This is a genomic window from Enterobacter sp. RHBSTW-01064 (assembly GCF_014103035.1).
In the GTDB taxonomy this organism is placed as follows: Bacteria; Pseudomonadota; Gammaproteobacteria; order Enterobacterales; family Enterobacteriaceae; genus Enterobacter; species Enterobacter mori.
Genome location: NZ_JABXOU010000001.1, coordinates 801,841 through 824,032, shown reverse-complemented (window position 1 = coordinate 824,032; position 22,192 = coordinate 801,841). Strand labels below are relative to the sequence as shown.

Below are 22,192 nucleotides of genomic sequence, written 5' to 3'. Positions count from 1 at the left end.
AATGAGTAAGTGTAGCAGTCAATTCATAATTGGCATGAATATGTTGAATTTATTCATTGTGATTGGGAATAAATTGCCGAATATGAAAATGTATGACAATTTGCGGATTGCCACGCGTTACTAAAAAACAGAATGGCATCAAGCGTAATTTGCGCCTTTAATTTTTTGAGTTATGGCGTCATGAAACGTTCTCTTATTTTATCTCTGAGTGCCCCTCTTGTCTTAATGCTGGCTGCCTGCGCGCCGGAACATGCCAGCGTATCGCCAATTAACGCGCAAGCCACTGCGGCGTCGGTGAATACACGGCTAAGTCGAACCAGCTGGCCGAAAAACGAATGGTGGAAAGACTATAACGATCCGCAGCTTAATTCGCTGATCGCGAAGGCGCTAAATGATGCGCCGGATATGCAAATCGCCCGACAGCGTATTACGCTCGCGGAAGCGCAGGCGAAAGCCACCATGGCGGCAGATGGCCCACAGATTGATTTTTCAGCCGATGCGGAACGGCAAAAAATGTCTGCGGAAGGGTTGATGGGACCCTTCGCCATTACCGATCCGGCTGCGGGTACGACCGGGCCGTGGTACACCAACGGAACATTTGGCCTGACAGCGGGCTGGGATCTCGATTTGTGGGGCAAAAACCGCGCGCAGGTTGAAGCCCGCATCGGCAAGGTCAACGCCCAGAAAGCCGAGATGGAGCAGACGCGTCAGCTGTTGGCCAGCAGCGTCGCGCGGCTTTACTGGGAGTGGCAGACCCAGGCCGCGGTGGGGGAGGTTCTCGCAGAGATTAAACACGAGCAGGACAATATCATCGGTGCCGACCGCGAGCTGTATCAGCACGGGATCACCTCCTCGGTAGAAGGTGTCGAAACCGATATCAATGCCAGCAAAACCGAAGAGCAGCTTGCCGGGGTAAAAGGCAAAATGAAAGCCGTTGAGGCACGTCTGCAGGCCCTGACCAATACCTCCTCGATGAAGCTGACTCGCCATGCTTTACCGACAGCGGAAGCGGCGTTGCCCGCCACGCTGGGATACGAACTGCTGGCTCGCCGCCCTGATCTGCAGGAGGCGCACTGGTACATTGAAGCTTCCCTGAGCGAAGTGGATGCCGCCAAAGCCGCCTTCTATCCCGACGTGGACCTGATGGCATTCCTGCAGCAGGATGCCCTGCATCTGAGCGATCTGTTCCGCTCCTCCGCCCAGCAAATGGGCGTCACCGCGGGGCTGACGCTGCCGATCTTCGACAGCGGCAGGCTGAATGCGAATCTGGATATCGCCCAGGCGCAGAACAACCTGTCGGTGGCGAACTACAACAAAGCGGTGGTCGATGCCGTTAACCAGGTGGCGCGCACGGCCAGTGAAGTTGAAACCCTGACCGCCAAAAACCAGCAACAGCAGCAGGTTGAGAAAGATGCTGCGCGCGTGGTGGCACTGGCACAGGCGCGCTTTAGCGCCGGGATTATTGCCGGTTCCCGCGTCAGCGAGGCCAAAATTCCGGCACTCAAGGAACATATCGCTACGCTAACCCTGAAAGGGCAGTACGTGGATGCCACGCTACAGCTGACGTCCGCGCTGGGCGGTGGCTATCATCACGGCTAAAAAGGTGATTATCTATACTTACCTCTTCGCACATTTTCAGGAGGTGAGTATGACCCGAGTAGCAATTGTGACGGCATCGGATTCCGGTATCGGTAAAACCACCGCGCTGATGCTGGCAGAGCGCGGCTTTGATGTCGGTGTCACATGGCATTCCGATGAAAGCGGCGCGCGGGAAACCTGTCGCGAGGTTGAGGCGAGGGGGCAACGTGCAGAGGCTATCCAGCTTGATCTGAGCACGTTGCCGAACGGTGCAAAGGCCATTGATACGCTGATTGCGCGTTTCGGTCGGCTTGACGTACTGGTCAACAATGCCGGGGCGATGGCCAAAGCGCCATTCCTTGATATGCCGTTTGACGACTGGCGGAACATTTTCACCGTCGACGTGGACGGCGCGTTTCTCTGTTCGCAGATTGCCGCGCGGCAGATGGTGAAGCAGGGGGAAGGGGGGCGAATAGTGAACATCACCTCGGTGCATGAGCACACGCCGCTGCCTGACGCCAGCGCCTATACTGCGGCAAAACATGCGCTCGGTGGCTTAACCAAATCCATGGCGCTGGAGCTGGTTAAGCACAAGATTCTGGTGAACGCTGTTGCGCCCGGTGCGATTGCCACGCCGATGAACGACATGGATGATAGCGAAGTGAAAGAAGGCTCAATGCCGGAAATCCCGTTGGCAAGGCCGGGGCATACCAAAGAGATCGCCAGCCTGGTGGCGTGGCTGTGCGACAGCGACGCCAGCTACACGACGGGGCAATCCTTTATCGTTGACGGCGGATTTATGCTGGCGAATCCGCAGTTTAAGCCGGAGGGGTAGTTTTCCCCCTCACCCTAACCCTCTCCCAAGGGGAGAGGGAACTAAAAACCTCCTCTGCTTGTGAGAGAGGGCAACAGACCGCACTAAGCTAATCCTCATCCCGCCTCTTCTCCCTGTGCCGCATCCACAGCCTGACCCCAATCACCGCCACAACCACCAGAATCAGCCACGCCCAGTGTTTAATATGCTGATCGAGATTATGCAGCCACGGTCCGATCACCTCTCCGCCCACGTAGCCGAGCGTGGTGAAGATCAGCGCCCAGGCAATCGCGCCTACAATATTGAGCGGCAGAAATATTTTGGGCGGTAGACGGCTGGCACCGATCAGAATCGGCCCGATAATGCGAAAGCCGTACATAAAGCGGGTGCCAATGACGAACAGATAGGGATGACGCTGAATGAGGCGCTGAGCGCGGCGGATTTTCTTTTGATGCTTTGCGAAACGCTTAAGCAGCCTCGGCCCGAAGCGCAGCCCCAAAAAGTAGAGCAGCTGATCGCCAATCATCCCGCCCAGCGCGACCGCGGCGACGACCAGCGGGAATTTCAGCAATCCCTGATGCGCCGCAACGCCGCCTAACAGCGTGATGGTTTCGCCTTCTGCCACGCTACCGATGACCAGCGCGGCATATCCATATTGTTCAATGAGTCCGTTGATATCCATTACGTCTGAGTTATCTCCCTGTTCGAGCCTGCTTTAATCATATACCCCCAGAATCAACCGTGCGGCAATCAACGGAATTTTCCCGCTGTACATAAAATAATCTAAAGCCTGCATTATACTTAGAGTATCGCTGACGGGCCGACAACAAGGGGGCGCTATGAACCATGTCTGGGGACTCTTCTCCCATCCCGATCGTGAAATGCACGTGATCAGAAGCGAGAACGAAACGGTCGCGCATCATTACACGCACCATGTGCTGCTGATGGCAGCGGTGCCGGTAATCTGTGCGTTTATAGGCACAACACAAATCGGCTGGAACTTTGGTGATGGCACCGTGGTCCAGCTCTCCTGGTTTACCGGGCTGTATCTTGCCGTCATCTTTTACGGCCTGATGCTGGCGGGTGTGGCGGTGATGGGGCGCGTTATTCACTGGATGGCGCGAAACTACCCGCAGCGTCCGTCGCTGGCCCACTGTATGGTCTTTGCCGGATATGTCGCGACCCCGCTGTTCTTAAGCGGTATTGTTGCGCTCTATCCACTGGTCTGGCTGTGCGCGCTGATCGGTACTGTTGCCCTCTTTTACACCGGTTATCTGCTGTATGTAGGGGTGCCAACCTTCCTGAATATCAATAAAGAAGAGGGCCTGAGCTTCTCCAGCTCCACGCTTGCCATCGGGGTTCTGGTCCTGGAGGCGTTACTGGCTCTGACGGTTATTCTGTGGGGTTATGGATACCGTCTCTTTTAAGCTCACTGCATTGCTGGCGTAAATGCCAGCAATGCAGCATCTGTTCACGATTCTCCGCTGGCGACAACGCACGGTGACCGCTATGATGCCGATGCCAGCCTGCGTTTATCCGTTGACGCAGGCGGTGTACGTCATAACGTGCGTGAATAATTATCAGAAGTCTCACCATGCTGAAATTCCGAGTTTCATTACTGAGCCTGGCGCTGCTGCTGGGTGCGTCCGCTGCCGCGCCAGCCATCGCCAAAACGCCTGCGGTGACCTCCGCGGCGGCACAACCGCAAATTGCCTCCGGCAGCGCGATGATCGTCGATCTCAACACTAACAAAGTGATCTATGCCAGCCACCCGGATCTGGTGCGTCCGATCGCCTCCATTACCAAATTAATGACCGCGATGGTGGTGCTTGATGCACGACTGCCGCTGGATGAAAAACTGAAGGTCGATATCAGCCACACGCCGGAAATGAAAGGCGTCTACTCCCGCGTGCGTCTGAACAGTGAAATCAGCCGTAAGGACATGCTGCTGCTGGCGCTGATGTCCTCCGAAAACCGCGCGGCAGCCAGCCTGGCGCACCACTATCCGGGCGGCTATGATGCGTTTATTCGTGCGATGAATGCCAAAGCCAAATCGCTGGGGATGACCAATACCCGCTATGTGGAGCCGACCGGGCTGTCGATTCATAACGTCTCAACGGCGCGTGACCTGACGAAGATGCTGATTGCCAGCAAGCAGTACCCGCTGCTTGGCCAGCTCAGCACCACGCGTGAGGACATGGCGACGTTCTCTAACCCGTCCTACACGCTGCCGTTCCGCAACACTAACCATCTGGTGTATCGCGAGAACTGGAATATCCAGTTAACCAAAACCGGGTTTACCAATGCGGCAGGCCACTGCCTGGTGATGCGCACCGTGTTTAACGGCAAGCCGGTTGCGCTGGTGGTGATGGATGCCTTTGGCAAATATACCCACTTCGCGGATGCCAGCCGCCTGCGGACGTGGATTGAGACCGGGAAAGTGCAGCCGGTTCCGGCCGCGGCGCTGACGTATAAAAAGCAGAAAGCGGAACAGATGGCGACGGCGCAGAACGATTAGATAAAAGCAAAACGGCAACCTGGTTGCCGTTTTTAGTGTTTGCACCCTCTCCCTGTGGGAGAGGGCCGGGGTGAGGGCACCAGACCGCACCGCGTTTTACTCCGGCAGCGTCCAGTCACCGTCGTTGAGCGGGCGCTGCATTATCAACGTATCCCGCCAGTCGCCTTTCTTATACCCAACGCTTCGCAATTGACCCACGACATCAAAACCGTGCTTTTTATGTAAGCGCAGCGAGCCCGAGTTGTTATTCCCGTCACCCACAACGGCAATCATCTGCCGCCACGGGCCCTGCTCGCAGCGTGCGATCAGCACGCTCAGCATCGTCGAGCCAAATCCACGGCCCGTGGTGCTGGCATCCACATAGATTGATTCTTCCAGCGTATAGCGATAAGCCTGTCGCGGACGATACGGAGTGGCATAGCAATAGCCGACGACGATACCGCGGTACAGCGCGACCAGCCACGGCAAACCGCTATCGATGACGTTTCTCATACGCTTACGCATTTCGTCTACGGTGGGAGGAACTTCTTCGAAGGATGCGCGACCATGGAGTACATGCCATGCATAGATGGCCGAGATGGCATGCGCATCATCTGGCAGGGCATCACGCACCTCCAGTTCGGTTTCGGATAAAATATCTACAGCCGACATGATGTGCCCGCTCCTTATCGTAGAATGCCGGAGAAACGTCTCTCCGGCGACAGATCGCTACTCTAGTACGATTAAGGAGCGCTTAACAATCTCTCAAATATGGCTGTATGAATTAATCAGATGCTTGCGTTATGGGCTGCTCCGCATCTGCCTCTTCTTTCCAGTATTTCTTCCGCGTTGTCTTACCAATGCCGGGATTCATACTATTTGTAGGGTCATTCTCGCGATAAAACTGCTTAAGTGCGTCAGGCGCTTTATAAAGATGCCCGACGTTGTGTTCTGCAGGATATTGCGCGCCACGTTCATGTAACAGGGCGAGCATCTGCTCTTTAAGCGCGTGCGCGTCGACGCCTTTTTTAACGATGTAGTCCTGATGGAAGACGTAGCACATAAAGTGGCCGTAATAGAGCTTGTGCACCAGCTTACTGTCGATCTCCGGCGGCAGGTGCTCAAACCATTCGGTATCGTTGCGTCGCAGGGCGATATCCAGCGCCAGAATATCTTCCACCTCTTCGGAATGCACCGCCTGATAACGGATGGCTGCGCCTGCGGCGGCGAAACGATGCAGGAAGGCCTTGCTGCCTTCTTCCGGCGTGCAGGCAAAGAAATCACCCTCAGCCGTCTTGAAGAACTCGGTCAGCCAGTTTTGTGCTTCAGCAATCCCGTCTCCGGCCATCTTCAGCAGCAGGTGGTGCTCATACTTATCGCGCCAGGTTTTCATTCGCTCCGGTAAATGCGCCGGAAAAACGTTGCCCAGCTTCTGCATAAAGCGGTCGGTGAAGTGCGGTTTGAACAGCGACACTTTATCGAGCATCGCGTCGGTGCGGCCCTTCATGGTGAAGAAGAACGGCATTTTGTCGGTGCCGAGTTTGTCGATCATCAGGAAGGTGTCTTTCCCGTAGCGCTCGGCGATATCGTATATATCCCGGTGCATATATTCGCCCGCGACCGGCAGGTGGGTAAATTCGCCCAGAATATGACGACGGATTTCGGTCAACACCTCGGGCTGATTGGTGCCGATGTAAAACACCTGCTGCTTTTTCTCTGCCGGGAAGGTATCAAGACGCACGGCAAAAACAGCGAGCTTGCCCGCGCAGCCGGAGGATTCAAACAGGCGGTCCGGGTCAGCGTTATAGCGCGCCGGGGTGTCGGCGTCGATATCCCGCACGCGGGTGACGTAATCATGATCGTGCGCGTGGCGGCCATCGTGCTGAACGTCTTCGTCCTTCACGCGGTCATCGTCAAGCTTGCTCAGGATCTGCTCCGGCGTCACGCCGAGATCGATACCCAGATGGTTCACCAGCGTCAGCTTGCCGTTTTCATCGATCCGCGCAAACAGCGACATCTCGGTATACGCCGGGCCGCGCTGCACCAGCGAGCCGCCGGAGTTATTGCAGATCCCGCCGATCACCGACGCGCCAATACAGGAGGAGCCGATCACCGAGTGCGGTTCGCGTCCCAGCGGCTTAAGCGCTTTTTCGAGGGAGTAGAGCGTGGTGCCGGGGAAGGCCAGTACCTGTTCGCCTTTGTCCAGCAGGTGAAGTTTGTCGAGGCGCAGGGTGCTGATAATCACGATGTCACGATCGTAATCATTGCCGTTCGGCGTGGAGCCTTCGGTCAGGCCGGTATTGGCGGCCTGCATTAAAATAATCTTGTCGGCGGCGACGCAGGCGCTCAGCACGCGCCACAGCTCAAGCAGCGTGCCGGGGAAGACCACCGCCAGCGCGTCGCCCTGGCCGGAACGGAAACCCTTGCGGTAGCGGGCGGTTTTAGCCGGGTCAGTAAGCAGGTGAGAGTGACCAACCAGGCGCGACAGTTCGTTAATAAAAGTATTGTTATCGTCAGTTCGAACAGAAGACATCTTCCACTCCTTGTGGTGGGGCAAATTTCTCGCTGTAAGCATAGCGCGATTAACTGTTAAGCGGTCGAGTATTCACGAGAAAAATCAGAGAATAACCCTGCAAGGTTCAAAGGGTTTGTGGCACACTGCGCTTTTCGCACGGTATGGCCGAGATCGTCCGGCGGTTATTGATGAGAGAGTATAACGACATGAAATGGCTATGTTCTGTAGGTGTCGCCGTCAGCCTGGCGCTGCAACCTGCGCTCGCAGAAGATTTGTTTGGTAATCACCCGCTCACGCCTGAAGCCCGCGACGCGTTTGTCACGGAATTGCTCAAAAAGATGACGGTTGATGAGAAAATCGGTCAGCTGCGTCTTATCAGCGTCGGCCCGGATAACCCGAAAGAGGCCATCCGTGAGATGATCAAAGAGAGCCAGGTGGGGGCGATTTTTAACACCGTCACCCGTCAGGATATCCGCAAAATGCAGGATCAGGTGATGGAGCTCAGCCGCCTGAAGATCCCTCTCTTCTTTGCCTACGACGTGCTGCACGGCCAGCGTACCGTATTCCCGATTAGCCTCGGGTTAGCCTCCTCCTTTAACCTCGACGCGGTGAAAACCGTCGGGCGCGTGTCGGCGTATGAAGCGGCGGACGACGGCCTGAACATGACCTGGGCGCCGATGGTCGATGTCTCCCGCGATCCGCGCTGGGGCCGCGCGTCGGAAGGCTTTGGTGAAGATACGTATTTAACGGCCACAATGGGTAAAACCATGGTGGAAGCGATGCAGGGCAAAAGCCCGGCCGACCGCTACTCGGTGATGACCAGCGTGAAGCACTTCGCCGCGTATGGCGCGGTTGAAGGCGGTAAAGAGTACAACACCGTCGACATGAGCCCGCAGCGCCTGTTCAACGACTACATGCCGCCGTACAAGGCAGGGTTGGATGCGGGGAGCGGCGCGGTGATGGTGGCGCTGAACTCGCTGAACGGCACGCCAGCGACGTCCGATTCCTGGCTGCTGAAAGACGTGCTGCGCGACCAGTGGGGCTTTAAGGGCATTACCGTCTCTGACCACGGCGCGATTAAAGAGCTGATTAAACACGGCACGGCGTCCGATCCGGAAGATGCGGTGCGCGTGGCGCTCAAGTCCGGCATCAACATGAGCATGAGCGACGAGTACTACAGCAAATACCTGCCGGGGCTGGTGAAGAGCGGCAAGGTGACGATGGCGGAGCTGGACGATGCCGCGCGCCACGTGCTGAACGTGAAATATGACATGGGGCTGTTTAACGATCCGTACAGCCATCTGGGACCGAAGGACTCTGACCCGGCTGACACCAATGCCGAAAGCCGTCTGCACCGCAAAGAGGCGCGTGAAGTTGCGCGCGAAAGCCTGGTGCTGCTGAAAAACCGCCTCGACACGCTGCCGCTGAAAAAATCCGGCACCATCGCCGTGGTGGGCCCGCTGGCCGACAGCAAGCGCGACGTGATGGGCAGCTGGTCTGCGGCTGGCGTGGCGGATCAGTCCGTCACCGTGCTGACCGGCATTAAAAATGCCGTCGGTGAAAACGCGAAAGTGGTGTACGCCAAAGGCGCAAACGTCACCGACGATAAAGACATCGTCACCTTCCTCAATCAGTACGAGGAAGCGGTGAAGGTCGATCCGCGCACGCCGAAAGAGATGATCGATGAAGCGGTTAACACCGCCAAACAGTCTGACGTCGTTGTCGCGGTCGTGGGGGAAGCGCAGGGGATGGCGCACGAAGCCTCCAGCCGTACCGATATCACCATTCCGCAAAGCCAGCGCGATCTGATCGCCGCCCTGAAGGCCACCGGCAAACCGCTGGTGCTGGTGCTGATGAACGGCCGTCCGCTGGCGCTGGTGAAAGAAGACCAGCAGGCTGATGCGATTCTGGAAACCTGGTTCGCCGGTACTGAAGGCGGTAACGCTATTGCTGACGTGCTGTTTGGCGATTACAACCCGTCGGGCAAGCTGCCGATGTCCTTCCCGCGCTCCGTCGGGCAGATCCCGGTGTACTACAGCCACCTGAACACCGGTCGTCCGTATAACGCCGACAAGCCGAACAAGTACACCTCGCGCTACTTCGACGAAGCCAACGGCCCGCTGTATCCGTTTGGTTACGGTCTGAGCTACACCACCTTTAAGGTCTCTGACGTGAAAATGTCAGCGCCTACGATGAAGCGTGACGGCAAGGTCACCGCCAGCGTGGACGTGACCAATACCGGCAAGCGTGAAGGCGCGACGGTGATCCAGATGTACGTTCAGGATGTTACCGCGTCCATGAGCCGTCCGGTGAAGCAGCTGCGCGGTTTCGACAAGGTGTCACTCAAGCCTGGCGAAACCAAAACCGTAAGCTTCCCGATTGACGTCGATGCGCTGAAGTTCTGGAACCAGCAGATGAAATACGTTGTGGAACCCGGCAAGTTTAACGTATTCATCGGCGTGGATTCTGCCCGGGTGAATAAAGGCGAGTTCGAACTGCAGTAATCGTCCCTTCCTTCGCATCCCCCACCTCACGGGGGATGCGTCTTACCTTATGCTAAAAAGGCATTTTGACGGTTAAACACGCCGTTTTAAGCTACGCTTTTCTCTCAAGCCTCTGAAAAAGGCGATAAAAAAATGAGGACAGCGGAATGACGATTAAAAAGGGGATGTTAGGCTCTGCGGTGTTACTGGCCGCGCTTAGCCTGCCGCTTCAGGCGGCTGAGCCTGTCAAAGTGGGATCAAAGATTGATACCGAAGGGGCGCTGCTCGGCAATATTATTTTGCAGGTGCTTGAGAGCCACGGGGTCAAAACGGTCAACAAAGTTCAGCTCGGTACAACGCCCGTCGTGCGCGGTGCGATTACCTCCGGCGAGCTGGATATCTACCCGGAATACACCGGCAACGGCGCATTCTTCTTCAAAGATGAGAACGATGCGGCGTGGAAAAACGCCAAAGCGGGCTATGAGAAGGTCAAAAAGCTGGACGCGGAGCAGAACAAGCTGGTCTGGTTGACGCCTGCGCCTGCGAACAATACCTGGACCATCGCGGTGCGTAAGGACGTGGCGGAGAAGGGCAAGCTGACCTCGCTCGCGGATCTCAGCCGCTACCTGAAAGAGAAGGGCGATTTCAAACTCGCTGCGTCGGCTGAATTTATCGAACGTCCTGACGCGCTGCCTGCGTTCGAAAAAGCCTACGACTTCAAGCTTGACCAGGCCCAGCTGCTCTCTCTGGCCGGCGGTGATACGGCAGTGACCATCAAAGCCGCCGCGCAGCAAACCTCCGGCGTGAATGCCGCGATGGCCTACGGCACCGACGGCCCGGTTGCGGCCCTTGGACTGCAAACCCTGACCGACCCGAAAGGCGTCCAGCCGATTTACGCCCCGACCCCGGTAGTGCGCGAAGCGGTGCTGAAAGCCTACCCGGATATTGCAGAATGGCTCAAACCGGTCTTTGAAAAACTGGATGAAAAAACGCTGCAGCAGCTGAACGCCAGCATTGCCGTTGAGGGACTGGATGCCAAAAAAGTGGCGGCCGACTTCCTGAAACAACAAGGGCTTGTGAAGTAACAGGATAAAGCTGTGCCAATACAATGTCATAACCGCGTGCTGCTGCTGTTGGCCTGTGTGGCCATCGCGGCGGTCGCGTTACCTTTTGTGAACGTTGCGCCTAACCGGCTGATGTCGGGTGAAGGGCGCGCACTCTGGCAGATTTGGTCGTTTTCGCCCGCGCTGCTGGCGGTGGCGCTGGGCGCGGCCGTCGTCCTGTCGATCTGGTCAGGACGTGCCGCGCACTGGCTGACGCTGCTCCTCTGTGAAGCCCTTTTTTTGGGGTTGTTCTGGAGCGCAGGGCAGTCGGCGACGCTCATGATGTCTGCGGAAAGCCCGCTGGCGCGTACGTCCATCGGCAGCGGTCTGTGGCTGTGGCTGGCGCTCTGCCTGCTGGCCTGTAGCGATGCCATTCGCCGCCTGACGCCAGTACCCGTCTGGCGTTGGCTGCTGAACGCGCAAATCTGGCTCATCCCGCTGGTCCTCCTGTTTAGCGGTGAGCTGAATAATCTCTCGTTGTTAAAAGAGTACGCCAATCGCCAGGAGGTGTTTGATGATGCACTCTCGCAACATCTGACGATCCTCTTTGGCACGCTTTTCCCGGCGCTGCTTCTGGGCGTCCCGCTGGGCATCTGGTGCTATCGCCATCCGGCGCGACAGGGGAGCGTGTTCACCGTTCTCAACGTCATTCAGACGGTCCCCTCCGTGGCCCTGTTTGGATTGCTCATTGCTCCGCTGGCCGGTCTGGCGAGGTCATTTCCCGCGTTGGGGGACATCGGCATTGCCGGTACCGGACTCACGCCCGCGCTGATCGCGCTGGTGCTCTATGCGCTGCTGCCGCTGGTGCGCGGTGTGGTGGCGGGCTTAAGCCAGGTTGCGCCGGACGTGCTGGAAAGCGCCCATGCGATGGGGATGAGCGCGCGGCAGTGTTTCTGGAAAATACAGTTACCCCTTGCACTTCCGCTGTTAATTCGCAGCCTGCGGGTGGTGACGGTGCAAACCGTGGGGATGGCGGTGATTGCAGCGCTCATTGGCGCGGGCGGTTTTGGTGCGCTGGTATTCCAGGGGCTGCTCAGCAGCGCGCTGGACCTGGTCTTATTGGGCGTTGTGCCCACTATCGCGCTGGCGGTTGTTTTGGATGCGTTATTTGCCCTGTGGCTCGCGCTGCTCGGGAGAAGAGCCAATGATTGAATTTCATGATGTCAGTAAAACCTTTGCCGGTCGTCCGGCGGCAAGCCACCTGAATCTGCATTTTGCCGAGGGGGCATTTTCGGTATTGATCGGCACATCGGGGTCGGGAAAATCCACTACCCTGAAGATGATCAACCGGCTGGTTGAGCACGACAGCGGGATGATTCGCTTTGCCGGGGAAGAGATCCGCAGCCTGCCGGTGCTGGAGTTGCGCCGTCGTATGGGCTATGCCATTCAGTCTATCGGGCTGTTCCCCCACTGGACCGTGGCGCAGAACATCGCCACCGTGCTGCAGCTGGAAAAATGGACGCGGGCGAAAACCCATGCGCGGGTGGAAGAGCTGATGGCCCTGCTGGGATTAGAGCCGACACTGCGTGACCGCTACCCGCATCAGCTTTCCGGCGGACAGCAGCAGCGTGTTGGGGTCGCGCGCGCGCTGGCGGCCAATCCGCAGGTGTTGCTGATGGATGAACCTTTTGGCGCGCTGGATCCGGTCACACGCGGTGCGCTGCAGGCGGAGATGACCCGCATCCACCGCATTCTGGGGCGCACCATTATCCTTGTGACGCACGACATTGATGAGGCGCTGCGCCTGGCTGACCATCTGGTGCTGATGGACCACGGTGAGGTGGTACAGCAGGGCACGCCGCTTGCGCTGTTGAGCCAGCCGAAGAACGACTTTGTGCGCGAATTTTTTGGCCGCAGCGAGCTGGGCGTCAGGCTGCTCTCTTTGCGCACCGTTGGCGATTATATGCGCCGACAGGATGCGCCGCTAAGCGGAGAACCGTTACAGGAGCAGATGAGCCTGAGGGATGCGCTGTCTGCTTTCGTCGCCAGACAATGTGAGATCCTGCCGGTGACCAACAGCCAGGGAACAACCTGTGGTGCATTGCACTTTCGCGATTTGCTGGCCGGGGAGGTGACGCGTGAAGGTCATGCGTGATCCGCTGCTCTGGCTGGCGCTGCTCTTCGTCGGCCTGCTCTTTCTGATGCCGCACAGTGCGGCGCTGTTCAGTTCGCTCTTTCCTGGCCTGCCGCGACCGGTCTATCAGCAGGAGAGTTTTATTAACCTTGCGCTGGCGCACGCCTGGCTGGTGACGATCTCAAGCGTCATTGCCATCGTCCTCGGTGTGGGGGCAGGGATCGCGGTGACAAGGCCATCGGGACGTGAGTTTCGTCCGCTGGTGGAGACGATTGCGGCGATCGGTCAGACGTTTCCGCCGGTGGCGGTACTGGCGATTGCGGTACCGGTTATTGGCTTTGGGCAGCAGCCAGCGATTATTGCGCTGATTTTATACGGGGTATTGCCGATACTTCAGGGAACCCTGGCCGGTATGGCAGCGGTGCCCGCATCGGTGCTGAGCGTAGCAGAAGGGATGGGCATGAGCGCCTGGCAGCGGTTGCGCAAGGTTGAACTCCCGCTCGCGGCACCGGTCATTATCGCCGGGATCCGCACGTCGGTGATTATCAACATCGGTACGGCGACAATCGCCTCGACGGTGGGGGCAAACACGCTGGGGACGCCGATTATTATCGGCTTAAGCGGATTTAATACGGCCTACATTATTCAGGGCGCGCTACTGGTTGCGCTGGCGGCGATTGTGGTCGATCGCCTTTTCGAGCGCCTGGCGCTGTATCTCAGCCGACACCGCCACGGACGATAAACGAGTAACCCGCCAGCATCACGCCGCCGATACCGCTTACGGCCATCAGGACAAAAAGGGTAATTACCGCCAGTTTAGTTGCCTTCATCATGTGCTCCTGTTGTTAACGGAACAATTATACGGTGAAGCGCAGCTGTTAATGAACCATTAAATGCCGTTATGGCTCATCCGGGCCCAGGGAATAAACCGGATAACCATTCTCGCGCCATTCCGTCAGCAGCTGTTGCTGCGAGGCGGACGGCACTTCGCCACACCAGACCAGCAGGGTCTGACCGTCAAAAAACTCGGGCCGCAGCTGGGCCAGCGAGTGCGCGAGCACATCCACGCGCCAGCCTTTTTGGGTGGCAATCCAGGCTTCCAGCCACAGACGCGTGGTGTCGTGCACGTTCCAGCCAACCACCAGCGCATCTTTTCCGGCCTTGTTCTTCGCCGAGGCAAGGCAGACGGCAATATAGTTGATCAGTACGCCGTCGAGCATGCTGAGCAGCGCCTGCAGGGTAGACTGTTGGCACTGAAGGCGTCGACGGAGCGGAATGAAAAGATGGGTGATCAGCGTTTGCGCGGGATAATCACGCCCTTGATCTTTTATCCACGCGCGCAGGCGCTGCAGGTTACCCGCCTGCAGGAGCCGCAGCAGTGCTTCCTGTTGCTCACGCCAGAGATGCTGGGTGTCCGGATCGTCATGGCTAAGCAAGGATTTCACTTTGCCGACCTGCACACCGTTGTCGATCCAGCTTTTTATCTCGCGGATCCGGTCGATATCGGCCTCGTTGAACAGACGATGCCCACCGTCCGTTCTCTGCGGTTTAAGTAATCCATACCGTCGCTGCCACGCCCGTAGGGTAACGGGATTGATATCACAAAGGAGTGCCACTTCACCTATTGTGTAAAGCGCCATATTCGCCCCCTGGCTTACGCGTCCCCAGCTTAACTGTAGACCCACTTTGCCGAACCAGGAAGGATTGATCGTTTTTTGAACAAATAATGCGAAGCATGCGCGATGTTCGGCAAAAGCTGTGATGACCGACACGATTTGCAGCTTTTTTGGCGCGCTTCAAAGAAAGTTTACCTGCATCAGTGTATGTTACGCGTTTTTAGAATGTGCGGTTTTTTGTATGTACGAGTTTAATCTGGTGCTGTTGTTGCTTCAGCAGATGTGTGTGTTTCTTGTCATCGCCTGGTTGATGAGTAAAACGCGCCTGTTCATTCCGCTGATGCAGGTCACCGTCCGTCTGCCGCACAAGCTGCTTTGCTATGTGACCTTCTCCATTTTCTGCATTATGGGGACCTACTTTGGTCTCCATATCGAAGATTCCATTGCCAATACGCGCGCCATCGGTGCGGTGATGGGCGGCCTGCTTGGCGGTCCCGTTGTCGGCGGCCTTGTGGGGCTTACCGGCGGTCTGCACCGCTATTCTATGGGCGGCATGACGGCGCTGAGCTGTATGATCTCCACGATCGTCGAAGGGCTACTGGGTGGCCTTGTCCACAGCTACATGATCAAACGCGGCCGTCCGGATAAGGTATTTAGCCCGCTTACCGCCGGTGCGATTACCTTCGTGGCAGAGATGGCGCAGATGGCGATTATCCTGCTGATTGCCCGTCCGTTTGACGATGCGCTGCACCTGGTGAGCAATATCGCAGCTCCGATGATGGTGACCAATACCGTGGGCGCGGCGCTGTTTATGCGTATTCTGCTCGACAAGCGCGCCATGTTTGAGAAATACACCTCGGCGTTTTCCGCGACGGCCCTGAAAGTTGCAGCCTCAACGGAGGGGATCCTGCGTCAGGGATTCAATGAAGAAAACAGCATGAAGGTGGCGCAGGTGCTCTACAAGGAGCTGGATATCGGTGCCGTCGCCATTACCGACCGCGAAAAGCTGCTGGCGTTTACCGGTACCGGAGACGACCACCATCTGCCGGGCAAACCGATCTCATCAACCTATACCCTGCGCGCCATTGAAACCGGTGAAGTGGTGTATGCGGACGGGAATGAGATCCCCTACCGCTGTTCGCTCCATCCGCAGTGCAAGCTTGGCTCGACGCTGGTGATCCCGCTACGCGGTGAAAATCAGCGGGTGATGGGGACGATTAAGCTCTACGAAGCGAAAAACCGTCTGTTCAGCTCGATCAACCGCACGCTGGGGGAGGGGATTGCCCAGCTGCTGTCCGCGCAAATTCTGGCGGGGCAGTACGAACGGCAGAAAGCGCTGCTGACGCAGTCAGAGATCAAACTCCTGCACGCCCAGGTCAATCCGCATTTCCTGTTTAACGCGCTTAATACGCTGAAGGCGGTGATCCGCCGCGACAGCGATCAGGCCGCGCAGCTGGTGCAGTTTTTGTCGACCTTTTTCCGCAAGAACCTTAAACGGCCTTCCGAAATCGTGACCCTTGCCGACGAGATTGAGCATGTTAACGCGTACCTGCAGATTGAACAGGCACGCTTTCAGTCTCGCCTGCAGGTGTCGCTCTCCGTTCCGGACGCGCTGGCGTACCAGCATCTTCCGGCTTTTACCCTTCAGCCTATCGTAGAAAATGCCATCAAGCACGGTACATCGCAGCTGCTGGGCATCGGGGAGATCACCATTTCTGCTACCCAGTTTAACCACCATCTGGTGCTGGATATTGAAGATAACGCCGGGCTCTACGTCCCTTCCGCCTCGGGCGGGTTAGGGATGAGCCTGGTGGATAAACGCCTGCGTGCGCACTTCGGTGACGACTGTGGCATTACCGTCGCCTGTGAACCCGACCGATTTACCCGTATCACCTTACGACTGCCGCTGGAGGAAAACGCATGCTGAGAGTGCTGATTGTGGATGACGAGCCGCTGGCACGGGAAAACCTGCGCGTGCTACTGCAGGAGCAGAGTGATATCGAGGTGGTCGGTGAGTGCGCAAATGCCATTGAGGCCATCGGTGCGGTGCACAAACTGCGTCCGGACGTGTTGTTCCTCGACATTCAGATGCCGCGCATCAGCGGGCTGGAGATGGTCGGGATGCTTGATCCTGAGCACCGCCCCTATATCGTCTTTCTGACAGCGTTTGATGAATATGCCGTGAAGGCATTTGAAGAACATGCCTTTGATTATCTGCTGAAACCGATTGAAGAGAAGCGGCTGGATAAAACGCTCACCCGTTTACGCCAGGAGCGCACCGTGCAGGATATGACGCTGCTGCCGGAAAACCAGCAGCCGCTGAAGTTTATCCCCTGCACCGGGCACAGCCGCATTTATCTCCTGCAGATGGATGACGTGGCCTTTGTCAGCAGCCGTCTGAGCGGGGTATATGTCACCAGCGCGGAGGGAAATGAAGGCTTTACCGAGCTGACGCTTCGCACCCTGGAGAGCCGCACGCCGCTGATCCGCTGCCATCGTCAGTATCTGGTGAACATGGCGCACCTGAAGGAAATCCGCCTGGAAGATAACGGTCAGGCCGAACTGGTGCTGCGTGCCGGGCATACGGTGCCCGTCAGCCGTCGCTACCTGAAGAGTTTGAAAGAGGCGATTGGTCTGTAAAACTGGTACACTGCGCGCCATTGCATCATCGACAGTTAAAGGCACTCATGATTAGTAATGACATTCTTCGTAGCCTGCGCTACACCCTGAAAGCAAACAATAATGACATGGTGCGCATTCTTGCGTTGTCCGACATGGAAGCCACGTCTGCGGGTTTCGATACCTGGATGACCAAAGAAGACGAAGAGGGCTTTGTTCGCTGCCCCGACATCATTCTGTCGGGTTTCCTGAACGGCCTGATTTACGATAAGCGTGGCAAAGATCCGGCCGCGCCCGAGCTGGCGCTGGAGCGTCGCGTGAACAACAACACGGTGCTGAAAAAGCTGCGCATCGCGTTCTCGCTGAAAACGGACGATATTGTCGCGATCATGACCGAGCAAAAATACCGCGTGTCGGTGCCGGAAGTGACCGCCATGATGCGCGCGCCGGACCATAAAAACTACCGCGAGTGCGGCGACCAGTTTTTGCGTAATTTCCTGCGTGGGCTGACCCACCGGGTGCATCACCCGAAGGCGTGATTTTTTGCCGGGTGGCGGCTTCGCCTTACCCGGCCTACAAAACCCGTAGGCCCGTGCAAGCGTAGCGCCGCCGGGCAAAAAAAAGCCGGAGATTATCTCCGGCTTTTTTGTTATTTCACCTGCTGACCCGGCTTCGCGCCTTCGTCTGGGCTTAACAGGAAGATGTCTTTCCCGCCAGGGCCTGCAGCCATCACCATCCCCTCGGAGATGCCGAAGCGCATTTTGCGCGGTGCCAGGTTCGCCACCATCACGGTCTGACGACCGATCAGCACCTGCGGGTCCGGATACGCAGAACGAATGCCGGAGAAGACGTTGCGCTTCTCGCCGCCCAGATCCAGCGTCAGGCGCAGCAGCTTGTCAGAGCCTTCCACAAACTCAGCGTTTTCGATCAGCGCCACGCGCAGGTCGACTTTCGCGAAATCATCGAAGGTGATGGTTTCCTGAATCGGATCGTCTGCCAGCGGGCCGGTGACCGGTGTCGCAGCCGCCTTCACTTCTTCTTTTGATGCTTCCACCAGGGCTTCCACCTGCTTCATCTCGATGCGGTTATACAGCGCCTTGAAGGTGTTCACCTTGTGGCCGAGCAGCGGCTGCGCCATGGCATCCCAGGTCAGTTCGGTGTTCAGGAACGCTTCAGCACGGGCTGCCAGCTGAGGAAGAACGGGCTTCAGGTAGGTCATCAGCACGCGGAACAGGTTGATACCCATAGAGCAGATGGCCTGCAGGTCAGCATCGCGGCCTTCCTGTTTCGCGACAACCCACGGGGCCTGCTCGTCGACATAGCGGTTCGCCAGGTCAGCCAGGGCCATGATTTCACGCACCGCTTTACCGAACTCGCGCGCTTCCCAGGCTTCGCCAATGGTCGCCGCTGCGTCAGTGAAGGTTTGGTACAGGGCAGGGTCAGCCAGTTCAGCCGCCATCACGCCGTCAAAACGCTTGGCGATAAAGCCCGCGTTACGGGACGCCAGGTTTACCACCTTGTTGACGATGTCCGCGTTCACGCGCTGTACGAAATCTTCCAGGTTCAGGTCGATATCGTCGATACGGGAAGAGAGCTTCGCGGTGTAGTAGTAGCGCAGGCTGTCCGCGTCGAAGTGGTTCAGCCAGGTACTGGCCTTGATGAACGTACCGCGAGATTTGGACATCTTCGCACCGTTCACCGTCACGTAGCCGTGAACGAACAGGTTGGTTGGCTTGCGGAAGTTGCTGCCTTCCAGCATCGCTGGCCAGAACAGGCTGTGGAAATAAACGATGTCTTTACCGATGAAGTGGTACAGCTCGGCCGTGGAGTCTTTCTTCCAGTATTCATCGAAGCTGACGGTGTCGCCGCGCTTGTCGCACAGGTTCTTGAAGGAGCCCATGTAGCCGATTGGCGCATCCAGCCAGACGTAGAAGTATTTGCCTGGCGCGTTCGGGATTTCGAAGCCGAAGTACGGCGCATCGCGGGAGATATCCCACTGCTGCAGGCCGGATTCGAACCACTCCTGCATCTTGTTCGCTACCTGCTCCTGCAGCGCGCCGCTGCGGGTCCATGCCTGCAGCATTTCGCTGAAGGACGGCAGGTCGAAGAAGAAGTGCTCGGAGTCACGCATCACAGGCGTTGCACCGGATACCACGGATTTCGGCTCGATAAGCTCGGTCGGGCTATAAGTCGCGCCGCACACTTCGCAGTTATCGCCGTACTGGTCCGGGGATTTACATTTCGGACAGGTGCCTTTGACGAAGCGGTCCGGCAGGAACATGCCTTTTTCCGGATCGTACAGCTGAGAGATAGTGCGGTTTTTGATAAAACCATTCTCTTTCAGTCGGGTGTAGATCAGCTCCGATAGCTCGCGGTTTTCGTCGCTGTGCGTGGAGTGATAGTTGTCATAGCTGATGTCAAAGCCAGCAAAATCAGTTTGATGCTCCTGACTCATTTCGGCAATCATCTGCTCCGGGGAAATCCCCAGTTGCTGCGCTTTCAGCATGATCGGCGTGCCGTGAGCATCGTCCGCACAGATGAAGTTAACCTCGTGGCCGCGCATTCGCTGGTAACGGACCCAGACATCAGCCTGGATATGCTCCAGCATGTGGCCGAGGTGGATTGAGCCGTTGGCGTACGGCAGTGCGCACGTTACCAGAATTTTTTTCGCGACTTGAGTCATAGTAGGCATTACTTCTTTTAACTGTGAAAAGGGTTTTTGATGTTACCCGAAAGGTAATAACTACGCCAAGTGATAAGGGCATTAATCCATAAATGAATAATTGTTACCTCTGGGGTAAACTTAGTAATTACACGTCTTTTTTCAGAACAACTACAAAGGAGTCGGGATGAGTTCTCAATCCCAGGCCAAATCACCGGAAGCCTTACGAGCAATGGTCGCCGGGACGCTGGCTAACTTTCAGCATCCAACCCTGAAGCACAATCTTACGACGCTGAAAGCGTTACACCACGTTGCCTGGCTGGACGATACGCTGCACATTGAACTGCAGATGCCGTTCGTCTGGACCAGCGCCTTCGACACGCTGAAAGAGCAAACCAGCTCGGAGCTGCTGCGCATCACCGGTGCGAAGGCGATTGACTGGAAGCTGAGCCACAGTATCGCCACGCTGAAGCGCGTGAAAAACCAACCTGGCGTGAACGGCGTAAAAAACATTATTGCCGTCAGCTCGGGCAAGGGTGGGGTGGGTAAATCCTCCACGGCTGTAAACCTGGCGCTCGCGCTGGCAGCGGAAGGGGCAAAAGTCGGTATTCTGGATGCGGACATTTATGGCCCGTCCATTCCAAACATGCTGGGCGCGGAAAACCAGCGTCCAACCTCGCCGGACGGCACTCACATGGCGCCAATCATGGCGCACGGTCTGGCAACCAACTCGATTGGTTATCTGGTCACCGACGATAACGCGATGGTCTGGCGCGGCCCGATGGCCAGCAAGGCGCTGATGCAGATGCTGCAGGAAACCATGTGGCCGGATCTGGATTATCTGGTGCTGGACATGCCACCGGGCACGGGCGACATTCAGCTGACCCTGGCGCAGAACATTCCGGTAACGGGAGCGGTCGTCGTGACCACGCCGCAGGATATCGCGCTGATCGACGCCAAAAAGGGCATCGTGATGTTCGAGAAGGTGGAAGTACCGGTGCTGGGTATCGTTGAGAACATGAGCATGCATATCTGCAGCAACTGCGGACACCATGAGCCTATTTTCGGTACCGGTGGTGCGGAGAAGCTGGCGGCGCAGTATCACACTCAGCTGCTGGGGCAGATGCCGCTGCACATCACGCTGCGTGAAGATCTGGACAGCGGTAAACCAACCGTGGTGAGCCGTCCGGACAGCGAATTTGCGGATATGTATCGTCAGCTGGCGGGGCGCGTTGCGGCGCAGCTTTACTGGCAGGGCGAAGTCATTCCGAGCGAAATCGCGTTCCGCGCGGTGTAATTCCTCTGCGCTTCAGTGCCGGGTGGCGGCTTCGCCTTACCCGGCCTACGAAGTTTGGGTTTGTAAGTCAGGTAAGCGAAGCGCCACCTGACTTTACCCAAGCCGATAATGCATCAGATAATACTCTCCGTCCGGAGAATCACCCGTCGCCTCGATGTGCCAGCCGTGTCGCTGGTAAAACGCAACAGCACGCGCATTCTTGACCAGACACTTAAGCGAACCCGTACTGGTAAACGTTTTCTGCACATGTTCCAGGAGCACATGCCCGACCCCGAGGCTTTGATACTGCGGGTCAACAAACAGGTTGTGCAGAAAATTATCGTTCGTCCAGACGGAGGCGAAGCCAAGTCGATGCCCGTCCTGCACCGCCACCCAAACTTCTTCGTCGAGGATTGCGGCGTCAAAGTCCTCAAGCTGCCATTCCGCACCGTTCAACCATGGCCAGGCGTCGCGCCGGGCATGCAGGTAAATCGTACGAAGGAAAGGACGATCGCTCTCCTGCCAGGCACGAACCAGGATCGTATTAGCGGTGATAGAAGATATCTCCGTTATAGGCCTTATGGATTTTTCCATCGGCATCGCCAATCAGCACGTAGTTCTCACCCATGTAGGTCCAGTGTGTTCCGGCATCCGGCGCTGGCAGGTTACGCAGCTGGTACTGTTTGATGGTGTACTCGGGCGTTTGATACTGCGCTGGCGCCGTGTCGCCAATCTTGAATTTAGTGAAGTCAGCGATGAACTCTTGTTCTTCATAGGCTTTGATGCCAGAAGGTGCTGCAGCCGTTTGCGGAGCAGAAAATGCGGAACCCGCCAGAGACAGTAGTACACCCAGAAGCAGCAATTTACGCTTAGCCATTTTTTCTCCAGTAATATCGTTACAGATACATTTTGTCTGCGGGTTTCAGTATGCGCGGCAGACAGTCCATTTTAAGTA

Annotated in this window: 21 protein-coding genes; 13 read left to right on the top strand and 8 right to left on the bottom strand. The window is 57.0% G+C overall.

Features of this window, described 5'->3' with window-relative positions:
• The first annotated feature begins 180 nt into the window (after positions 1-180).
• Together mdtQ and HV355_RS03820 are read left to right on the top strand one after the other, a co-directional pair.
• Positions 181-1,599, top strand: coding sequence for a multidrug resistance outer membrane protein MdtQ (gene mdtQ, locus HV355_RS03825; RefSeq protein ID WP_182400964.1), 1,419 nt, complete (start codon positions 181-183; stop codon positions 1,597-1,599).
• A gap of 49 nt (positions 1,600-1,648) precedes the next feature.
• Positions 1,649-2,413, top strand: a complete 765-nt coding sequence (locus HV355_RS03820) for an SDR family oxidoreductase (RefSeq protein ID WP_182400962.1) — start codon at positions 1,649-1,651, stop codon at positions 2,411-2,413.
• A gap of 88 nt (positions 2,414-2,501) precedes the next feature.
• Here HV355_RS03820 and HV355_RS03815 read toward each other — a convergent pair whose 3' ends face one another.
• Complete coding sequence (locus HV355_RS03815) at positions 2,502-3,074, bottom strand: DedA family protein (protein WP_108416585.1); 573 nt, start codon at positions 3,072-3,074, stop codon at positions 2,502-2,504.
• A 157-nt stretch (positions 3,075-3,231) separates the two neighbouring features.
• Here HV355_RS03815 and HV355_RS03810 point away from each other — a divergent pair, with 157 nt between their 5' ends.
• Both HV355_RS03810 and pbpG read left to right on the top strand, forming a co-directional pair.
• Complete coding sequence (locus HV355_RS03810) at positions 3,232-3,819, top strand: Yip1 family protein (RefSeq protein WP_010433589.1); 588 nt, start codon at positions 3,232-3,234, stop codon at positions 3,817-3,819.
• A gap of 167 nt (positions 3,820-3,986) precedes the next feature.
• A complete protein-coding gene (gene pbpG / locus HV355_RS03805; protein WP_010433590.1) occupies positions 3,987-4,910 on the top strand; it encodes a D-alanyl-D-alanine endopeptidase in 924 nt (307 codons plus the stop codon).
• Between the two features lie 96 nt (positions 4,911-5,006).
• Here the strand turns inward: pbpG and HV355_RS03800 are convergent, their stop codons facing one another.
• A complete protein-coding gene (locus HV355_RS03800; protein WP_182400960.1) occupies positions 5,007-5,561 on the bottom strand; it encodes a GNAT family N-acetyltransferase in 555 nt (184 codons plus the stop codon).
• A 112-nt stretch (positions 5,562-5,673) separates the two neighbouring features.
• A complete protein-coding gene (gene dld / locus HV355_RS03795) occupies positions 5,674-7,422 on the bottom strand; it encodes a D-lactate dehydrogenase (RefSeq protein ID WP_182400958.1) in 1,749 nt (582 codons plus the stop codon).
• Positions 7,423-7,610: 188 nt separating this feature from the next.
• On the opposite strand from dld, the gene bglX reads away from it, so the two are divergent.
• The 5 genes from bglX (at position 7,611) to HV355_RS03770 (ending at position 13,806) form a co-directional block, all read left to right on the top strand.
• Positions 7,611-9,908 carry a beta-glucosidase BglX gene (gene bglX, locus HV355_RS03790; RefSeq protein WP_182400956.1) on the top strand — a complete coding sequence of 766 codons (2,298 nt, stop codon included), beginning with the start codon at positions 7,611-7,613 and terminating at the stop codon, positions 9,906-9,908.
• Positions 9,909-10,054: 146 nt separating this feature from the next.
• On the top strand, positions 10,055-10,972 hold the full coding sequence (locus HV355_RS03785; protein ID WP_108416581.1) for an ABC transporter substrate-binding protein: 918 nt from the start codon (positions 10,055-10,057) through the stop codon (positions 10,970-10,972).
• Positions 10,973-10,984: 12 nt separating this feature from the next.
• Entirely contained in the window at positions 10,985-12,142 is a 1,158-nt protein-coding gene (locus tag HV355_RS03780) for an ABC transporter permease (RefSeq protein ID WP_182400954.1), read from the top strand.
• Positions 12,135-13,085 carry an ABC transporter ATP-binding protein gene (locus tag HV355_RS03775; protein ID WP_148400404.1) on the top strand — a complete coding sequence of 317 codons (951 nt, stop codon included), beginning with the start codon at positions 12,135-12,137 and terminating at the stop codon, positions 13,083-13,085. Before HV355_RS03780 ends, HV355_RS03775 begins: the two co-directional genes overlap by 8 nt.
• Positions 13,069-13,806, top strand: a complete 738-nt coding sequence (locus tag HV355_RS03770) for an ABC transporter permease (protein ID WP_120157833.1) — start codon at positions 13,069-13,071, stop codon at positions 13,804-13,806. Before HV355_RS03775 ends, HV355_RS03770 begins: the two co-directional genes overlap by 17 nt.
• On the opposite strand, the gene HV355_RS03765 is transcribed toward HV355_RS03770, so the two are convergent.
• Positions 13,781-13,894 carry a protein YohO gene (locus HV355_RS03765; RefSeq protein ID WP_010433613.1) on the bottom strand — a complete coding sequence of 38 codons (114 nt, stop codon included), beginning with the start codon at positions 13,892-13,894 and terminating at the stop codon, positions 13,781-13,783. The two genes, HV355_RS03770 and HV355_RS03765, sit on opposite strands and share 26 nt — an antisense overlap.
• A 69-nt stretch (positions 13,895-13,963) precedes the next feature.
• Positions 13,964-14,704 carry an HTH-type transcriptional regulator MlrA gene (gene mlrA, locus HV355_RS03760; RefSeq protein WP_010433616.1) on the bottom strand — a complete coding sequence of 247 codons (741 nt, stop codon included), beginning with the start codon at positions 14,702-14,704 and terminating at the stop codon, positions 13,964-13,966.
• A 217-nt stretch (positions 14,705-14,921) separates the two neighbouring features.
• Between mlrA and HV355_RS03755 the strand changes: the two genes are divergently transcribed.
• Genes HV355_RS03755 through HV355_RS03745 form a run of 3 tightly spaced genes read left to right on the top strand, consistent with a single transcriptional unit; the run spans position 14,922 to position 17,838 of the window.
• Positions 14,922-16,607 (top strand): sensor histidine kinase, encoded by a 1,686-nt coding sequence (locus tag HV355_RS03755; protein WP_042718811.1) that lies wholly within the window; start codon positions 14,922-14,924, stop codon positions 16,605-16,607.
• Positions 16,601-17,320 carry a two-component system response regulator BtsR gene (gene btsR / locus HV355_RS03750; RefSeq protein WP_010433622.1) on the top strand — a complete coding sequence of 240 codons (720 nt, stop codon included), beginning with the start codon at positions 16,601-16,603 and terminating at the stop codon, positions 17,318-17,320. The genes HV355_RS03755 and btsR overlap by 7 nt, the downstream gene beginning before the upstream one ends.
• A 47-nt stretch (positions 17,321-17,367) precedes the next feature.
• The gene (locus HV355_RS03745) at positions 17,368-17,838 is read left to right on the top strand and encodes a DUF1456 family protein (protein WP_010433625.1); all 471 of its coding nucleotides are present in this window, start codon (positions 17,368-17,370) and stop codon (positions 17,836-17,838) included.
• 110 nt (positions 17,839-17,948) lie between these two features.
• Here HV355_RS03745 and metG read toward each other — a convergent pair whose 3' ends face one another.
• Positions 17,949-19,982 (bottom strand): methionine--tRNA ligase, encoded by a 2,034-nt coding sequence (gene metG / locus HV355_RS03740; protein WP_182400952.1) that lies wholly within the window; start codon positions 19,980-19,982, stop codon positions 17,949-17,951.
• Between the two features lie 166 nt (positions 19,983-20,148).
• On the opposite strand from metG, the gene apbC reads away from it, so the two are divergent.
• Positions 20,149-21,258: an iron-sulfur cluster carrier protein ApbC gene (gene apbC, locus HV355_RS03735; RefSeq protein ID WP_010433631.1), complete on the top strand. Its 1,110-nt coding sequence runs from the start codon at positions 20,149-20,151 to the stop codon at positions 21,256-21,258.
• A 93-nt stretch (positions 21,259-21,351) separates the two neighbouring features.
• Here apbC and HV355_RS03730 read toward each other — a convergent pair whose 3' ends face one another.
• Together HV355_RS03730 and HV355_RS03725 are read right to left on the bottom strand one after the other, a co-directional pair.
• Positions 21,352-21,831 carry a GNAT family N-acetyltransferase gene (locus tag HV355_RS03730; protein WP_182400950.1) on the bottom strand — a complete coding sequence of 160 codons (480 nt, stop codon included), beginning with the start codon at positions 21,829-21,831 and terminating at the stop codon, positions 21,352-21,354.
• Entirely contained in the window at positions 21,782-22,114 is a 333-nt protein-coding gene (locus HV355_RS03725) for an RcnB family protein (protein WP_042718816.1), read from the bottom strand. Before HV355_RS03725 ends, HV355_RS03730 begins: the two co-directional genes overlap by 50 nt.
• Between the last annotated feature and the right edge of the window lie 78 nt (positions 22,115-22,192).